General features: G+C 60.2%; 9 protein-coding genes. 6 read left to right on the forward strand and 3 right to left on the reverse strand.

Annotation, left to right across the window (positions count from 1 at the left end):
* Positions 1-51: 51 nt before the first annotated feature.
* Complete coding sequence (locus tag ACFFSY_RS12385; RefSeq protein WP_377494269.1) at positions 52-2,007, forward strand: GTP-binding protein; 1,956 nt, start codon at positions 52-54, stop codon at positions 2,005-2,007.
* A 150-nt stretch (positions 2,008-2,157) separates the two neighbouring features.
* On the opposite strand, the gene pepT is transcribed toward ACFFSY_RS12385, so the two are convergent.
* Together pepT and ACFFSY_RS12395 are read right to left on the reverse strand one after the other, a co-directional pair.
* Positions 2,158-3,393, reverse strand: coding sequence for a peptidase T (gene pepT, locus ACFFSY_RS12390; protein WP_377494271.1), 1,236 nt, complete (start codon positions 3,391-3,393; stop codon positions 2,158-2,160).
* Between the two features lie 128 nt (positions 3,394-3,521).
* Positions 3,522-4,400 carry an AraC family transcriptional regulator gene (locus ACFFSY_RS12395; RefSeq protein ID WP_377494273.1) on the reverse strand — a complete coding sequence of 293 codons (879 nt, stop codon included), beginning with the start codon at positions 4,398-4,400 and terminating at the stop codon, positions 3,522-3,524.
* A gap of 634 nt (positions 4,401-5,034) precedes the next feature.
* On the opposite strand from ACFFSY_RS12395, the gene ACFFSY_RS12400 reads away from it, so the two are divergent.
* Positions 5,035-9,945 (forward strand): S8 family serine peptidase, encoded by a 4,911-nt coding sequence (locus ACFFSY_RS12400; protein ID WP_377494275.1) that lies wholly within the window; start codon positions 5,035-5,037, stop codon positions 9,943-9,945.
* A 122-nt stretch (positions 9,946-10,067) separates the two neighbouring features.
* On the opposite strand, the gene ACFFSY_RS12405 is transcribed toward ACFFSY_RS12400, so the two are convergent.
* Positions 10,068-11,312, reverse strand: a complete 1,245-nt coding sequence (locus ACFFSY_RS12405) for a purple acid phosphatase family protein (protein WP_377494277.1) — start codon at positions 11,310-11,312, stop codon at positions 10,068-10,070.
* Between the two features lie 128 nt (positions 11,313-11,440).
* On the opposite strand from ACFFSY_RS12405, the gene ACFFSY_RS12410 reads away from it, so the two are divergent.
* The 4 genes from ACFFSY_RS12410 to ACFFSY_RS12425 all read left to right on the forward strand — a co-directional run bounded on the left by ACFFSY_RS12410 (position 11,441) and on the right by ACFFSY_RS12425 (position 15,710).
* A complete protein-coding gene (locus ACFFSY_RS12410; RefSeq protein WP_377494279.1) occupies positions 11,441-12,154 on the forward strand; it encodes a polyphosphate polymerase domain-containing protein in 714 nt (237 codons plus the stop codon).
* A 4-nt stretch (positions 12,155-12,158) separates the two neighbouring features.
* Complete coding sequence (locus ACFFSY_RS12415; RefSeq protein ID WP_377494281.1) at positions 12,159-12,857, forward strand: DUF4956 domain-containing protein; 699 nt, start codon at positions 12,159-12,161, stop codon at positions 12,855-12,857.
* 21 nt (positions 12,858-12,878) lie between these two features.
* A complete protein-coding gene (locus ACFFSY_RS12420) occupies positions 12,879-14,828 on the forward strand; it encodes a CotH kinase family protein (RefSeq protein ID WP_377494283.1) in 1,950 nt (649 codons plus the stop codon).
* A gap of 453 nt (positions 14,829-15,281) precedes the next feature.
* The gene (locus ACFFSY_RS12425; RefSeq protein ID WP_377494285.1) at positions 15,282-15,710 is read left to right on the forward strand and encodes a helical membrane plugin domain-containing protein; all 429 of its coding nucleotides are present in this window, start codon (positions 15,282-15,284) and stop codon (positions 15,708-15,710) included.
* The last annotated feature ends 10 nt before the right edge of the window (positions 15,711-15,720 follow it).

The raw sequence follows: 15,720 nt of genomic DNA on the forward strand, positions 1-15,720 counted from the left end.
CAAGCAGTCGGTCGTGCTGCCGGGATAGGATAACGGAAGGAAGCGGAAGCGATGTTTAAGACAATCGGGATGTTCGCGCACGTGGATGCCGGCAAGACGACGCTGGCCGAACAATTCCTCTATCATACAGGAAGCATCCGCGAGCGCGGCCGCGTCGATCACAAGGATGCGTTTTTGGACAGTCACGAGATCGAGCGGGAACGAGGCATTACCGTATTCGCCGATCAGGCGATCATGACCTACAACGGCACGACGTATACGGTGGTCGATACGCCGGGCCACGCCGATTTCTCGCCGGAGATGGAGCGTGCGATAAGCGTGATGGACGCGGCGATCGTCGTGCTCAGCGCGGTGGAGGGCGTGCAGGGACATACGGAGACGGTGTGGCGGCTGCTGCGCGCAAGCGGCGTGCCGATCTTCCTGTTCATTAATAAGACGGACCGTGTCGGTGCGGATGTCGCCCGCGTGTTGGCGGAAATCCGGCGTGATTTGTCGCCTGATGCGATGATGTTGGATCAGGTTCCGGTCGCGGGCGAATGGCCGGAGGAGTCGGCCGCCTTCATGGCGGAGAGGGACGAGGTGCTGCTGGAGCGCTATATGGCTGGAGATTTCGACGTAGCGGCTTGGCTGGAAGGGGCTCGAAAGTTGGTCGCGGATGGCCGTCTCTTCCCGTGCATGAGCGGATCGGCGCTGCAGGATGCCGGCGTGCGGGAGCTCCTGGCCGCGCTCGATGCATTGACCGAGGCGAGATGGGGCGAAGAGGGCGAATTCGCCGGGCGGGTCTACAAGATTCGCCACGATCCGAACGGGACGCGGGTGACCTTCGCCAAGGCGCTGCGAGGGCGGCTGCGGGTGCGGGACGAACTCGCCGGCGGGCACGAACCGGATGGGAGTCGGACGACGGAGAAAATCACGGCGCTGCGGCTCTACAACGGAACGAAGTTCACGCCGGTAGAGGAGGTGCGCGCCGGACAGCTGTTCGCGGCCGTCGGATTATCGGCCGCCGCTGCGGGCGAAGGGATCGGCGCAAGCGGGGAGCGGACGGATTACGCGGTCAAGCCGACGATGCGCTCCAAGGTGAACCTCCCGCCGCATGTGCCGACGAAGGAAGCGCTGCGCGCATTCCGTCTGCTGGAGGCCGAGGACCCGTCGCTTGCGGTGCAATGGGAAGAGACGCTGCAGGAAATCCAGCTGCACGTGATGGGATCGATCCAGCTGGACGTGCTGAGCCGGGTCGTTCGAGAGCGTTTCGGCTTGGCGGCCGCATTCGGGCAGCCGCAAATTTTGTACCAAGAGTCGATCGCCGCAAGCGTGACGGGGTCGGGACATTTCGAACCGCTCGGTCATTACGCCGAGGTGCACCTCCGGCTGGAACCGGGCGAGCGGGGGAGCGGGCTGCAGGTCGCCAGCGAGTGTCATCCGGACATGCTGCCTGTGCAATTCCAGCACCTTGTCCTGCAGCATCTGCTCGAACGGGATCATCATGGACTGCTTACCGGCTCGCCGGTTACGGATATCAAGGCGACGTTGATCAAGGGCAAAGCGCACAACAAGCATACGAGCGGCGGCGACTTCCGGGAAGCGACGTTCCGGGCGCTGCGGCAAGGGCTGGAGAAGGCGCAGAATGTGCTGCTCGAGCCGGTGTATGAGGCCAAAATCAAAGTGCCGCTCGCGCAGGTCGGCCGCGTATTGTCGGATCTGCAGCAGGCGTACGGTAGCTTCGATCCGCCGGAGACGACGGGCGAGCACGCCATTATCACGGCACGCGTGCCGGTCGCCACCTTCATGCATTACGGCGAGGAGCTGGCATCCTTCACGCAGGGCAAAGGGACGCTCGCGCTTGCGTTCGCCGGTTATGACCGGTGCCATAACGCCGAGGAGGTCATCGCGCGGCGCGGCTACAACAAGCAGGCCGATCCAGCCTACTCGTCGACGTCGATATTTTGCGCGAAGGGACAAGGGTATCCCGTGCCGTGGGATGAGGCGGATGCGCATATGCACGTGTGAGGCTGGAGCATGGCAAAGAAGCCAGGGACGCAAATTGCGCTCCTGGCTTCTTTGCCATCCATATATATGCCTCGAGACTAGAGTCGGTTGCCGGCGATCCGGCCGCGAGCAGCGGTCGACTGGCCGAAGCGATCCGCATGCGGCAGCAGCTTACTCCGCCGCTTGCTCGAACAGCTGAACGATCTCGATGATGACGTTCGTCGCCTTCACCATATTGTCGGCCGAGATGTATTCGAATTTGCCGTGGTAGTTCTCCCCGCCGGTGAAAATATTCGGCGTCGGCAGGCCCATATACGACAGCTGGGAGCCATCGGTGCCGCCGCGGATCGGCTCGACGATTGGGGTAATGCCCAGATTGGTCATCGCTTGGTGGGCGATATCGACGATCTGCTTGACCGGCTCGACCTTCTCGCGCATGTTATAGTATTGATCCTTCAGCTCCAGCAGGATATTCTCCTTGCCATGGCGCTCCTGGAACGCTTGCACGATGCGCTCCATGTTCGCTTTGCGCGCGGCGAACTTCGCCTTGTCGTGGTCGCGAATGATGTAGGTCAGCTTCGCTTCTTCGGCCGCGCCCGTCATCGAGATCAAATGATAGAAGCCCTCGTAGCCTTCGGTATACTCTGGCGACTCGGCATCCGGCAGCTCGGCGTGGAGCGCCATCGCGATTTTGGCCGCGTTGACCATCTTGCCCTTGGCCGTGCCAGGATGAACGTTCGTCCCTTTCACGGTGATTTTGGCCTGAGCCGCGTTGAAGCTCTCGTATTGCAGTTCGCCGAGCGGGCCGCCGTCCATCGTGTACGCGAACTGCGCGCCGAAGGCTGCTACGTCGAACTTGTGCGGGCCGCGCCCGATCTCCTCATCCGGGGTGAACGCCACGCGCAGCTTGCCGTGCTTAATCTCCGGATGCTGGATGAGGTAGTTCATCGCCGTCATGATCTCCGAGATGCCGGCCTTGTTATCCGCGCCGAGCAGCGTCGTGCCGTCCGTCGTGACGAGCGTATGGCCCAGGTAGCGGCTCAGCTCGGGGAATTCCTTCGGCGAGAGGACGACGTTCAATGCCGCGTTCAGCACGATATCGCCGCCTTCATAAGCTTCTACGATCTGCGGCTTGACGCCTGCGCCCGTGAAGTCCGTCGCCGTGTCGACGTGGGCGAGGAAGCCGATTGTCGGCACATTCTTGTCCGTATTGGCCGGCAAGGTCGCCATGACGTAGCCGTTCTCGTCCATGGTGACCTCCTGCATGCCGATCGCGGTCAGCTCCTCCGCCAGCAGGCGGCCAAGCGTCAGCTGCCCCGGCGTAGACGGGCACGTAGGGCTGTCGTCGTCGGATTGCGTGTCGATTTGCACATATGTAATTAGTCGCTGGATCAATTCGTTTTTCATGCGTCATCATCTCCTTTGGGACCATTGTAAAACAACGTCCACGCCAATGGAAATGCGGCGCTGTACCGAGGCAAAGCATGGCAAAAAGCCGGCCCGCGCTGGGCGCAGACCGGCTGTGCGAAACGTTGTTAAGCCTTCGGTTTGATCGGAATCCATACCTCGCAGCGATAGTCCTCGCCCGACGGATCTTCGTCCGGATACAGCTCGAACTCCGGTCCGCCCGCGTGCTCGTAGTTCGAAGACGGGAACCAGTCTTGGAAGATGCGCTGCCAGACATCCTGGATCGCGTGAGGCATCGGGCCGACGGAGGTGAACACCGCCCATGTCGCGGCTGGAATCGTACGGGTCTCGAAGCTGTTGCCGAGCGATCCGTCCGCAGCTGCGACTGGTGCAACCTCAGATGCGATCATGTAGCGAAGCGTGTCATCGGCATGATTGAACTCCATGCAGATGCCGAGCGTCTCGTGATTTGGCGCTTGCGCGGCCAGCCGGGCGGTCGTGCCGTTGGCGTTATTCTCCTGCCAGAATTTCGGGATTGCCCGGTGATTCTCGCCGTCCTTGCACGTGGTGACGAAGCTGATGCCGGCGACCTCGAAGGCGCCGCGTTCGATAATGCGATATTCCATTTCCTTCTCTCCTCTCAACGATAGGTGGAACGAGATGCGGGGGAATGCTTTCAGCTTCGCGCCGGGCTGGCGCGCTTCCGACGGCGTGATGCCGTGCGCTTTGCGGAACGCCTTGGCGAACGACTCGGGGGAGTCGTAGCCGAACTTGAGCGCCACGTCGATGACTTTGGCTTGCGAGGAGGCCAGCTCTTGAGCAGCCAGCGATAGCCTGCGCTTGCGAAGATACTCGCCGACCGTCACGCCCGTTACCATGCTGAACATGCGCTGGAAGTGGAACGGGGACGAGCAGGCGACCCGCGCCACCGCCTCGATATCCAGCTTCTCTTCCATCCTCGCCTCCATGTAGTCCATCGCGTCCTTCATGCGCTGCAGCCATTCCATTGCCGCCTCTCCTCCAGTGCTCTCATCATATCGCGTGCCGCCGGTCGCGGCCTGTTCCTGCGTGCGTTCGTTAGACAGGGTGATGCTTCCAGTGTATACGGACAGGCTCCAGCCGGTCTAGACGAACAAGACTTTAGGATGCAAGGTTCGCAATCGGGAAGAAATCGGCGGCAAGCACCGGGCTAAAGGCGAGGCTCTATCGGTCCTGCGTACTCGGGCCGATGCGGGCGGATCGACATGGGGAGAGGGGCTCATGCGTCCCGGGTTGGCGCAAACGATCTAGGGGGAGAACGGCGCGGAACAATCGGGTGGTGCGGCAAAACAGTCAATTGGTTGCAGGTTACGGGACAAACGGGACGTTTTCGACAGCCTGCGCTTGTAGAATGATTGCGTACAATCAGACGAAAGTCAGAAATTTTTACGAAAATGTTATTATTCGCGTGAGTATATGTGACATAAATGGCGATGTAGTCCGTATTTTTGTCTGAAAATTTATGTTTATTCCATTATTTCTCATATGTTATTGTGAAATAACGTGACGTCATCATCATTTATTTACTTATTCGGCCATTACATCAACGGGCATCACTCGCATCAGGTACCGGCCTCACTCCAACGTGAAAGGGTGCATGAGTTGAGAACCATCCCTGTCTTAAACAAAGTCGTATCGTTACCGCTGGCCGCCCTGCTCGCCTTTGGCGGAGCTATGCCGCTCGCGGCGTCGGCGCAGACCGCTCCGGGGCAGACGGCTCCGACCGTCTTGTCGAGCGACGGTCTCATTGACCGCAGCTTGCTTGCGCCGCTGCCTTCCTCCCATCTGAGACCGGCTTATGTCTCGCCGAATCTGAAGAGCCGCCAGGATGAGCCGGTACGCGTCATCTTGACGCTCTCGCAGCAGCCTGGAGCAGTGGGCAAATACGCGGCCAAAATGGGCGTCAAGTCGATGACGCAGCAGTCGGCCGAGCGTGCGGTGCGGCAGGAGCAGACGGCGCTGATCGGCAAGGCGGAAGCGGAAGGACTCGACGTACAGGTCAATTATCAATACGATACCGTCCTGAACGGTATGGAAGTGACGGTACCAGGCGATCAGATCGACGAGCTGGCCGAGCTGCCGGGTGTAACGGGCGTATTCGAGAACCTCAACTACTACAATCTTCCGGATCAAGCAGGCGGAACGGCGGATGAGCCGTTCATCGATTACGAACCGTTGAAGCAAATCGGCGTATTGGACGCGTGGGAAGCGGGTCTTAGCGGCAAAGGACTCAAAGTCGGCGTAATCGATACGGGGGTGGATTATACGCATCCGGATCTGAAGGACGCGTACGTGGGCGGATATAACGCCCATACGCACACGAACGATCCGTACGAGAACATACCGGGCAAGCCGGAGGATAAGCAATACGGCACCGATCACGGCACGCACGTCGCCGGCACGATCGTCGGACAAGCGAAGAACGCGACGTCCGATATCCAGCAGAAGGGCATTGCGTACGGCGCTAAGCTGTATGCCTACAAAGTGCTGGCTTCCACGGATGAGCCGGATCGCGCAAGCGGTTCGTCGGCGCAGGTCATCGACGGCATCGAGCGCGCGGTGGAGGATGGCATGGACGTCATCAACCTGTCGCTTGGTTCCGACGTGGACAAGGATCCGAATTCGCCGGATGCGATCGCGGTGAACAATGCGGTGCTGGCGGGCGTCGTGACGGTCGTGGCGAGCGGCAACGCGGCAGATTCCGGGCCATATTATTACTCGATGGGCTCTCCAGCCACATCGCAGCTCGCGATTGCCGTCGGCGCGGCCACTACGGTCTCGAAGCGGTTCGAAGCTTCCGTGACGGTCGGGATCGCGAAGGCGGGAGTGAAGCCGGAGGGGGCGCCGTCCGGAGAAGACGCGACCGTGGAGCCGGCAGACGGAGGCGCGGCCGAGCAGCCTGCAACCGCCCGTCCGGACGCGGCGCATTCCGATGTGCAGCAGCCGGCGGCGGAGAAGCCGGAAATCGCGCTTGCCGTGCCGGATGCGGAAGATGCGACAGCGTCGTCTCCAACAGAACAGCCAGCATCGTCGGCAGCCGAGGAGCCGGTTCCGCCTATCGGCGGGGCGCCGATTGGGGAGGGCTCCCCGATTGGACTGATGGCATGGAAGACCAGTCAAGAGGATTTCGCCTCCATCCTGGGGTCGGAGCCGCTTGAAGGCGTCTATGTCGGGCTGGGCGCGGACGCGGATTATGAAGGCAAGGACGTGCTGGGTAAGGTCGTGTTCATCTCGCGCGGCACGTTGACCTTCGTGGACAAGATCGCCAAGGCGAAGGCGCACGGCGCCAAAGCAGCGGTTATCTTCAACGGCAATGCCAAAGGCAGCGTGCCGGACCTCAGCGAGAGCATCCCGGGTCGCGACGAGCCGATCGGCGCGCTGGGCTTCCTCGGCGACAGCCCGGAATACATCCCGACGTTCGATATGGCGGGGACGGCTGGCCGCGCGCTGGCTAAGCTGTTGACTGAACAGCCGGGCACGTACCCGACCTTTACGTTCGGCAGCACGTTCACCTCCACGACGGTTGCGGGGGATACGATGGCCAGCTTCAGCTCGCGCGGGCCGAACGGGGATCCGGACCTCGGGATCAAGCCGGACATCGTCGCCCCTGGCGTGGGCATCCTCTCTACTGTTCCCGCATATGGCAAAGGCAATCCGGAAGCGGTGTACGATGAAGAGTCCTACGGGCGCAAGAACGGGACGAGCATGGCGACGCCGCATGTCGCGGGCCTGGCGCTGCTGCTGCAGGAGGCGCATCCGGACTGGACGCCGTTCGATATCCGCGCGGCGCTGGCGAATACGGCCGACCTGATCAAGGACGAAGAGAGCACCCTCTACGACGTCTACTCGCAAGGCGCGGGACGCGTGAACGTGGCCAAGGCAATCAAGACGCCTGCCCTGCTTCAGACGGTCGAGCATCTTACGCTGCTCGACACCAATCTGGAAGAGAAGGACGTCGTCAACTACGGATCTTCCGCCAGCTTCGGGCTCGTGAAAGCAGGCGCTGACGCCAAGTCGGTGAAGCTCGTGCTGAAGAACTTCTCGAACGCGGATCTGACGTACACGGCATCGATCGTAAAGCATGCCAGCGTCACGGGCGATCCGAACGGGGCGGTCGCGACGCCGGACGGCGCGAATATCGACGTGCAGCTGGAAGGAACGGACGAAGGCGCGTTAACCGTAGCGAAATCCGGCGGGGCCAATGCGCCGGGGCAGAAGGAATTCACGCTGACGCTGTCGCCGCAGGCGGATGCCGCGGATGGCGTCTATGAAGGCGAAGTCGTGCTGCGCAGCGAAGGCCAGCCTGACCTGCACCTTCCATACGTCGTCCATGTTGGCGACGAGAAGCCGGGCAACGGCTTCGGCGTGCAGGATGTTCTCCCGACACCGCGCATCATTACGCCGGACGGCGATGGCAAGGACGACACGACCGATGTCAGCTATACGCTGACGGCGGAAGATGTCAACTATATTGAGCTACAGGCGTATGACTTGAACGACGAACTCATCGGCGTGTTCGCCGCGGTGCAGCAGCGTGACGAGAACGGAGAGCTGGTAGCGCTCAAGCCAGGCGCGCGCGTCTTCGAGGATATCGGCGATACGTACATCGGCGATGCCGACGGGGACGGCGCGTTGGACCTCGACGACAAGGGCCAACCGATCCTTCACCATTTGAAGAAGGGGACGTACCGTCTCGTGGTAGACGCGCTCAGCATCACGCCGGATAACAAGCTGGGGGCCGAATACTTGGGCTTCTCGGAATTCCGCGTTGCCGATACGTCGGAGTTGAACCTTCGGAATGTCGCCGTAACGCCGGATACGATTACGCCGGATGGCGACGGCAAGGATGATACGACCGATGTCAGTTTTGACCTGAAAGCAACGGATGTGAATTACATCGAGCTTCAAGCGCGTGATGACAAAGACAAACTCATCGGCGTATTGGCCGCGAAGCAAGAGCGCGACGAGGAAGGCAAGCTCCTGAATATCAAACCAGGCAGCATCCGGTTCGAGGATATCGACGGAACCTATGAAGGCGATGCGGACGGCGACGGTAAGCTCGATGTCGACAAAGACGGCAAGCCGATTCGCCATAAATTGAAGGTGGGCACTTATAAGCTCGTTATTGAAGCAACCGGCATTCTGCCGGATAACACAATCGGATCAACCTATACGGCGAGCGCGACGCTCAAAATAGCCGAAAAACCAGTGACGCCGCCACCTAGCGGAGGCGGCGGTGGCGGAGGCTATGTACCGCCAGTGACGACCGTAACGCCGCCGGCGCCGGCCGCGCTTGACGCATCCGCGAACGCGGTCGTCGCGCAAGGCCAGCAGCAGGTACGGCTGACCGCGGCGGAAGAGAAGAAGGACGGAGCTTCGCTTGCGACCGTGAAGGACGAGGATCTGGAGGCAGCGATTAAGCAGGCGGGCAGCTCGCCAGCGGCGATCATCGTGCAGCTGCAGGCCGAGAAGGGACAACGCGCTCAGTTGACGTTGACCGCCAAGCAGACGGCGATTCTCGCAAGCGCCCCATCCGGCAGCACGCTGCTGCTGAGCAGCGGCGGATCGTCCTTGGCGCTGCCGCTCTCGCTCGTCAAGGGGCTCTCCGCCGAAAGCGGATTGCAGCTCATCCTTGCGCCTCAGAAGGATAAGGCTGCCCAATTCGGCAGTGCGGAAGCCGGGCTGACCGTCATTGGCGACCCGGTCGCCTTCGAAGTGAACGTCACGGACGCTTCCGGCTCGAAGCCGCTGGCTGTTCCGTTCAGCACCCTAGTGAAGCGCTCCTTCACGATTCCTGGCAGCGTGAAGCCGAATTCGGCCGGCGTGCTGTATGAGGAAGGCGGCAAGCTGCGTCCGGCCGCTTCGACCCTGGCGCCGCAGGACAATGGCACGACGGTCGTCACCGTCAGCCGTCCGGGCTTCTCGACGTACGCAGCGGTCTCGTCGGCCGTTCAATTCGGCGACATCGCGGGCAGCTGGGCAGAGCCGAAGATTCAAGCCCTTGCCGCCAAGCTGCTCGTGAACGGCACGGACAAGACGACGTTCTCGCCGAAGCGGGCCGTGACACGGGCTGAATTCGCTTCCTTGCTCGCGCGCGCGCTCGGTCTGTCGGGCTCGTCCAAGCAAGCGTTCCCGGATGTTCCGAAGGACGCGTGGTATGCCCAGGACGTGGCGGCCGCGTATGAAGCGGGTCTGATCACCGGAACGCCGGAAGGCCGGTTCGCGCCGGATGCGTCGATTACGCGCGATCAGCTTAGCGTCATGCTGGCTCGCGCCATCAAGCTGCTCAGCATCGCGCCGGCCCAAGGCGCGCCGTCGCGCGTGGCTTACGGCGACGAGAGCCAATTCCCGGGCTACGCCAAGGACAGCATCGCGGCGGTGACGGACGCCGGCATTCTGCGCGGCGATACGTCGGGCGACGTGGCGTACTTCCGCGGCCAGACCGTCGTCACCCGCGACGTGGCCAGCGTCGCGATCCTCCAGCTGCTCCAGCAGGGCAAACTGACGGATTAACGACGCGCACGCAAGTGGATGAATAAACCGAAGCAAGCCTCCTTATGCACGGCGATTGCCGTGCGTATGGAGGTTTCTTGGCGTTGCGTTCTCAAGCGGGCGGCCCTGATAGGCCTCACCCGCTAATGGCGAATCTCGAACGAGTCGAGCTTGACCCCGTCCACATCGTACGCCTCATAGACGAGCGAGTCGCCTTTGATCGTGATGCCGGCGAACATTTGCTTGCTGTTCTGGAAGTGGACCTTGTGGTAGAACTGGTCTTCCTTCTTCTCGTTGAATTTGGGGCCGGCCGTGTTGGCCACGACGTATACGGTGCCTTCGCGATTCTGAACGGGGCTGTCGCCGTTGCCCACGGTTTTGCCGCCACGCAGCGGATAAGATCGGCTGTATTCGTGATTATGCCCCTGCAGCACGAGATCGACCTGGAATTGGTCGAACACGTCGACCCATTTGTCCAGCTTCTTGTAGCTGTTGCCCCCATATGGCCCGCGGTGCAGAGCGACGATCTTCCACGGCTTGTCCGTGAACGCCAAATCTTTGCGCAGCCAGTCGACTTGCCCCTTGAGGTTCGACTCCGTGTTCAGCACGACGATGTGCGCCGAACCGAAGTCGAAGGAATACGTCGTGCCAGGGATCGACCCGGCCGCCCCGTTGCTCGGCGTGTTAAAATGCGACACGAACTGCTCGGCGTTGCCTTCGACCTCGTCGTGATTGCCCGCGACCGGCATGAGCGGCACCGAGGGGAGGATGCCGCCGGCGCTTGCGAAGAACGCCCGCCATGCGTTCTCGTCCTTCGGATTCTCCGTGAAATCCCCGTTATGCACGATAAAGCGCGAATCCGGGAAGACGTCGAATGCCCGGCTTAGCGTATTGCCCCACAGCTTGAAGTCCGCCTCCGATACCCCTTGCGAGTCGGTGACGTTCAAGAACGTGAACGCATCCGTCGCGACGGGCGCCGTCGTGAATTGCGCGGGCTCGCTCCACTCCCCATCCTCGCCTGTCCCGACCCGGTACGTATAGAGCGTATCTGGCTTCAAATCCATCACGTTCACCTTGTGGACGCCCTGCTGTTTGCCGCTTTCGGCCAACGGCTGCGTCGTGCCCGTCCGGGCAATGATCGAGCGGCTGCCGCCATCGAAGGCGGCGTTCGTCGCCTTGCCTTCGACGAGCTGAATGACCGTGCCTGCCTTCGGGTTATTCGTGAACCACGTGAATGCGCGGCTCGTCCGGGCATCATCGTGGAAGGTTGTCACCAGCGATTCGGGCATGTTCGATTCTCCGTCCTTTTGATCCCATAGCATGAATAGAATTATGGCCAGCACGATCGCCGCGAGCACGGCGACCAGCGCGATATTTTGATGTCGCATCAGGCAAGTCTCCTTTTATGAAGAAATTGTAAAACATTCAGTTGGCGTTCAGTTTGCGCTAAGCGAGTCTTCATCTTCGCCCGCTACAATCGTATGAAGTCAATCGGAACCGAAAGAAGGGGTGAAGGATGAACCAGAAGCCGAAGTATCGGCATGAGCTGAAGTATATGATTAACCACCATCAATTCTACACGATTCGGCAGCGGTTAAAAAATATGATGCGTCCGGACGAAAATGTCGGCGCGAGCGGCGAGTACCACATTCGCAGTCTGTACTTCGACGATCTGCACAATTCGGCGCTGCACGAGAAGCTCGGCGGGGTGCGCGACCGGAAGAAATACCGCATCCGCATTTATAACGTTCAGGACAAAGTGATCCATTTCGAGAAGAAAATCAAGAGAGGCGATTATATCGCGAAAGTGAAAGAATCGCTGACGCGGGACATGTACGAGGCGATCATGCGCGGGGACTACGGCGTACTGAACCGTCCGGACAAACCGCTGCTGCTCGAAATCTATAACCAGGTGACGCATAACATGCTGCGGCCGAAGGTCATCGTCGACTACATACGCGAGCCCTATGTGTGCCATAACGGCAACGTGCGAATAACGTTCGACAAGGAGCTGCGCACGGGGCTGCACGCGACGGATATTTTCGACCCGGAGCTGAAGCCGGTGCGGGCGCTCGACGATCATCTCATCATTCTGGAGGTCAAATACGACGAGTACTTGCCGGAATACATCCGCATGGCGCTTCAGCTGGAAGGACTGAACCGGCAATCGGCTTCGAAGTACGTCATTTGCCGCAAACATTTGAAGACGAATACGTGGGAGGACTATTGATTCTATGGAAACGAACGCAACGCAAACGCAGAGTTTCGGCGATCTGCTCAAAAGCTCGGTCGTCGACAATTTCACTTCGGACATCGCTCTGAGCAAAATGCTGCTGACGCTCGGCATTGCCTTTCTGATCGGCTACTTCATCTATCTGCTCTACAAACGGGTGTTCAGCGGGGTGCTGTATTCGAAGAGCTTCAATATTTCGCTGATCGGCATGACGATGGTGACGGCGACGGTCATCATCGCGGTCAATTCGAATCTCGTGCTCTCGCTCGGCATGGTCGGCGCGCTGTCGATCGTTCGTTTCCGGACGCCGATCAAGGACCCGACGGACCTGATCTTCTTGTTCTGGGCGGCGGCGGCCGGGATCGTCGCGGGTGCGGGCTTCTACACGCTGGCGCTCGTCAGCTCCGTTATCGTCGGGCTCATCTTGTTCTTCTTTATCAAGAAATCTTCATTCGAAACGCCCTATCTGCTCGTGCTGAACTGCGCCGAAGATCAAGATGAGGAAGAAGCGCTCAAGCTTGTCGCCAAGACGGTCAAACGTTACAACGTCAAACAAAAGACGGTGACGGACGGCAATATCGAGACGACGGTGGAGATCCGGATGAAGGAGAAGGAAGGCCGGTTCGTGAACGGACTGACGGCGATTGGCGGCGTGAAGAGCGCGGTGCTCATCAGCTACAGCGGCGATTATGTATCTTAAGCGGGGGAGGAGCGAATGAGGATGAGAGCGAAAGCAGCGCCCTTGCTGCTGTTGGTCCTGCTACTGCTGGCCATGACCGGTTGCTCCGCTCTGGGCGCGAGTGTTCCGGGCAGCAGCGCCCTCGGCGGCAGGATCTCGGCGGATGCTGCTTCGGCGGATACGGCGACCTCGAGCGCGGAAGAGCAGAAGCTGGATACGCAGGTATTTCCGAAGGATAAGGTCGTCGACGTGAAGATCACGCTGGACGAAGCGGATTTCCAGGATATGCTCGATAACGCGAGCGCGGAAGAATATAAGATGGCGACCGTCGAATACAACGGCGTGAAATACGAGAATGTGGCGGTGCGGACGAAAGGCAACCTGAGCCTGCGCAGCGTCGTCAATTCGGATTCCGACCGCTACAGCTTCAAGCTGTCGTTCGACGAATATATTTCGAGCCAGACGATCGAAGGCATACGCAAAATCAATCTCAACAATAACTTCAGCGACGCGACGTACATGCGGGAGTTCCTCGCTTACGAGCTGGCGGAATCGATGGGATTGCCGACGCCGAAATTCTCGTACGTCAACGTCTACGTGAACGGGGAATTGAAAGGATTCTACCTGGCGGTCGAGCAGATCGGCGAGGCATATCTGGACCGCAACTTCGACAACGCCTACGGCGCGCTCTACAAGGCGAACGGCGGCGCAGGCAGCGAGCTGAACTGGCTGAAGACGCTGAAGGCCTACGTCGGGCTCGATCTGAAGAGCGAGTCCGCCAATGACGGCGTGCTGCTCGAGATGTTGGATGAGCTCAACAACGGGACGAATTACGAGTCGGCGCTCGACGTCGAGAACGCGCTGAAGTTCATCGCCCTCAACGTGCTGAGCGGCAACATGGACAGCTACCTCGGGCAGAACAAGCACAATTATTATTTGTACGAGAACAACGGCATATTCTCGGTGCTGCCTTGGGATTACAACATGGCGTTCGGCGGATTCGGCGGCTCGGGCATTCTCATCGACGAGCCGACGCAGGGGACGCTGGCTGACCGGCCGCTGGTCGATAAGCTGCTGAAGGTGGATGCCTACAAGACGAAATATCACAATATATTGGCCAGAGCGATGGAAGGGTATTTGGCGAAGGATGCTTTCGCGGCCAGGGTAGCCGAGCTGTCGCAGCTCATCTCTGCATACGTCAAGCAGGACCCGACGGCGTTCTACACGTACGAGCAGTATGAAGCGGCCATTCCGGAGCTGATCAGCTTCAACGATACGCAGACGGCGAGCATCCAAGCCCAGCTGGACGGTACGTCGCCGTCGTCGGGCGACGGTTCGGGTAGCGGCGGCGGAATGGGACGCGGCGGCATGGGCGGTATGGGCGGCATGCTGCCCGGTGCTGGCGGCGCGAACGTCGGCCAAGCGCCCGAGCCGCCAGGCGGGCAATCCGCGGAAGCGGGCCCGGGCGGAGACGTCGCGTTCGATGCAGGTGCGCTTGCAGGTCCGGCGGGCGGCGCCGGCGGCGAGACCGTGACGGAGCCGAACCCAAGCGGGCAGCGGACGCCGAACGGGGCGCAGACGAGCCCGAATGTCGCGCAGACCCCAAGCGCAGGGCAGACAGACTCGAATGCGAATGGTCGGCAGCAAGCGGCGCAGGGAGGCGTCAACGGGCAGCAGGCAACGGGCGGTGCGCGAACGGGCCCGAACGGGCAGGCGGCAGGCAACGCGCAGGGAGGCGTCAACGGGCCGCAACCGCCGGGCGACTGGCCGGGCCAGAACGGTCAAGGGTTTGGCGGCGGCATGCGTCCGGACGGTGCTCAGGGCTTCGGCGGTATGGGCGGAGGACCAGGCGGCATGGGCTTCGGCCCGGGAGGCCAGCAGGCGGCGCAGCCGGAGGGGAGCGTCAAGGAGGCGATAACGTCCGGCATCGCTGTCGTCGTGCTTCTGCTGGCATGTCTGGTCGTCGTATTCTATAAGCGCAAGCGGTTATAAGCATGACAACGAGCCGCCACCGGTCCGGGGGCGGCCTGTTGTCGATTCTAGCGCGTCGCGACATAGCCGTTAAATCAAACTCATGATAATGACCAGCAGCGCTTGGGTGATCGCCTGGGTCAAATAATTCCGGTTCAAGGTCTCGCACTTATTGTGGAAATTCGGCCGGATTTTTGTTGCTTTTCAAACAAATTGAGTCCGGAAAGAAAAAAATTATTGTTCACCTTTTGTTCAAAGGTGTAGAATAAGGTGAAGGTTAAAATTCGTTCTTGCCTGCGCAGCGCGCTCGGAGCTTTCCGATCGTGAATAAAACGCGTTAATTAGAGGGTCAGACTCCTCTGGCTTTTTATGTGAAAACTGTCACAAGGCGCTTGGACCTTAACCGGAACAGGCCGAAGCAGGCACGCGAACTGGTAACCAAACCGTGATTTTCCGTAAAGGAGGACGTTTCTAATGTCAACACCTGAGGCTGTACAAACGGCTGAGCTGACGGCCAGCAAGCAGTTGGATATTCTGGATCAGCTGATCAAGCCGGAGGTTCAAGAATCGCTAACCGTTCTGGTGGAGAACCTGCCGAAACTGGCGGAGATGGTCACGATGATGACCAAGGCTTACGATTTCGCGCAAAGCATTGCCACGGACCAAGTGCTCATTAACGACATGATGGGCGGCTTAGGCGAAATGGTAACTCCCGTTGTCGATAAGGCGAAGGGCATTGCGGCTGCAGCAATCGAGGCGAACGACCGTGCACAAGTCGAGACGACGTCGATCGGTCTGTTCGGCATGCTGAAAATGCTCAAAGATCCGCAAGTCCAAAAAACGCTCCGTTTTGCACAGGCGTTCCTGAACGCTATGGCAGAACGCGACCAGAACAAACTGTAGGGAACGGGGG

Origin of the sequence: Paenibacillus aurantiacus (assembly GCF_042431225.1) — a bacterium.
GTDB lineage: Bacteria > Bacillota > Bacilli > Paenibacillales > Paenibacillaceae > Paenibacillus_Z > Paenibacillus_Z aurantiacus.

Excerpts from the sequence above, each read along its gene's own strand:
- ACFFSY_RS12410 (WP_377494279.1), top strand. The coding sequence starts at position 11,441 with ATGAACCAGAAGCCGAAGTATCGGCATGAGCTGAAGTATATGATTAAC.
- ACFFSY_RS12405 (WP_377494277.1), bottom strand. The coding sequence starts at position 11,312 with ATGCGACATCAAAATATCGCGCTGGTCGCCGTGCTCGCGGCGATCGTG.
- ACFFSY_RS12395 (WP_377494273.1), bottom strand. The coding sequence starts at position 4,400 with ATGGAATGGCTGCAGCGCATGAAGGACGCGATGGACTACATGGAGGCG.
- ACFFSY_RS12425 (WP_377494285.1), top strand. The coding sequence starts at position 15,282 with ATGTCAACACCTGAGGCTGTACAAACGGCTGAGCTGACGGCCAGCAAG.
- ACFFSY_RS12420 (WP_377494283.1), top strand. The coding sequence starts at position 12,879 with ATGAGAGCGAAAGCAGCGCCCTTGCTGCTGTTGGTCCTGCTACTGCTG.
- ACFFSY_RS12415 (WP_377494281.1), top strand. The coding sequence starts at position 12,159 with ATGGAAACGAACGCAACGCAAACGCAGAGTTTCGGCGATCTGCTCAAA.
- pepT (WP_377494271.1), bottom strand. The coding sequence starts at position 3,393 with ATGAAAAACGAATTGATCCAGCGACTAATTACATATGTGCAAATCGAC.
- ACFFSY_RS12385 (WP_377494269.1), top strand. The coding sequence starts at position 52 with ATGTTTAAGACAATCGGGATGTTCGCGCACGTGGATGCCGGCAAGACG.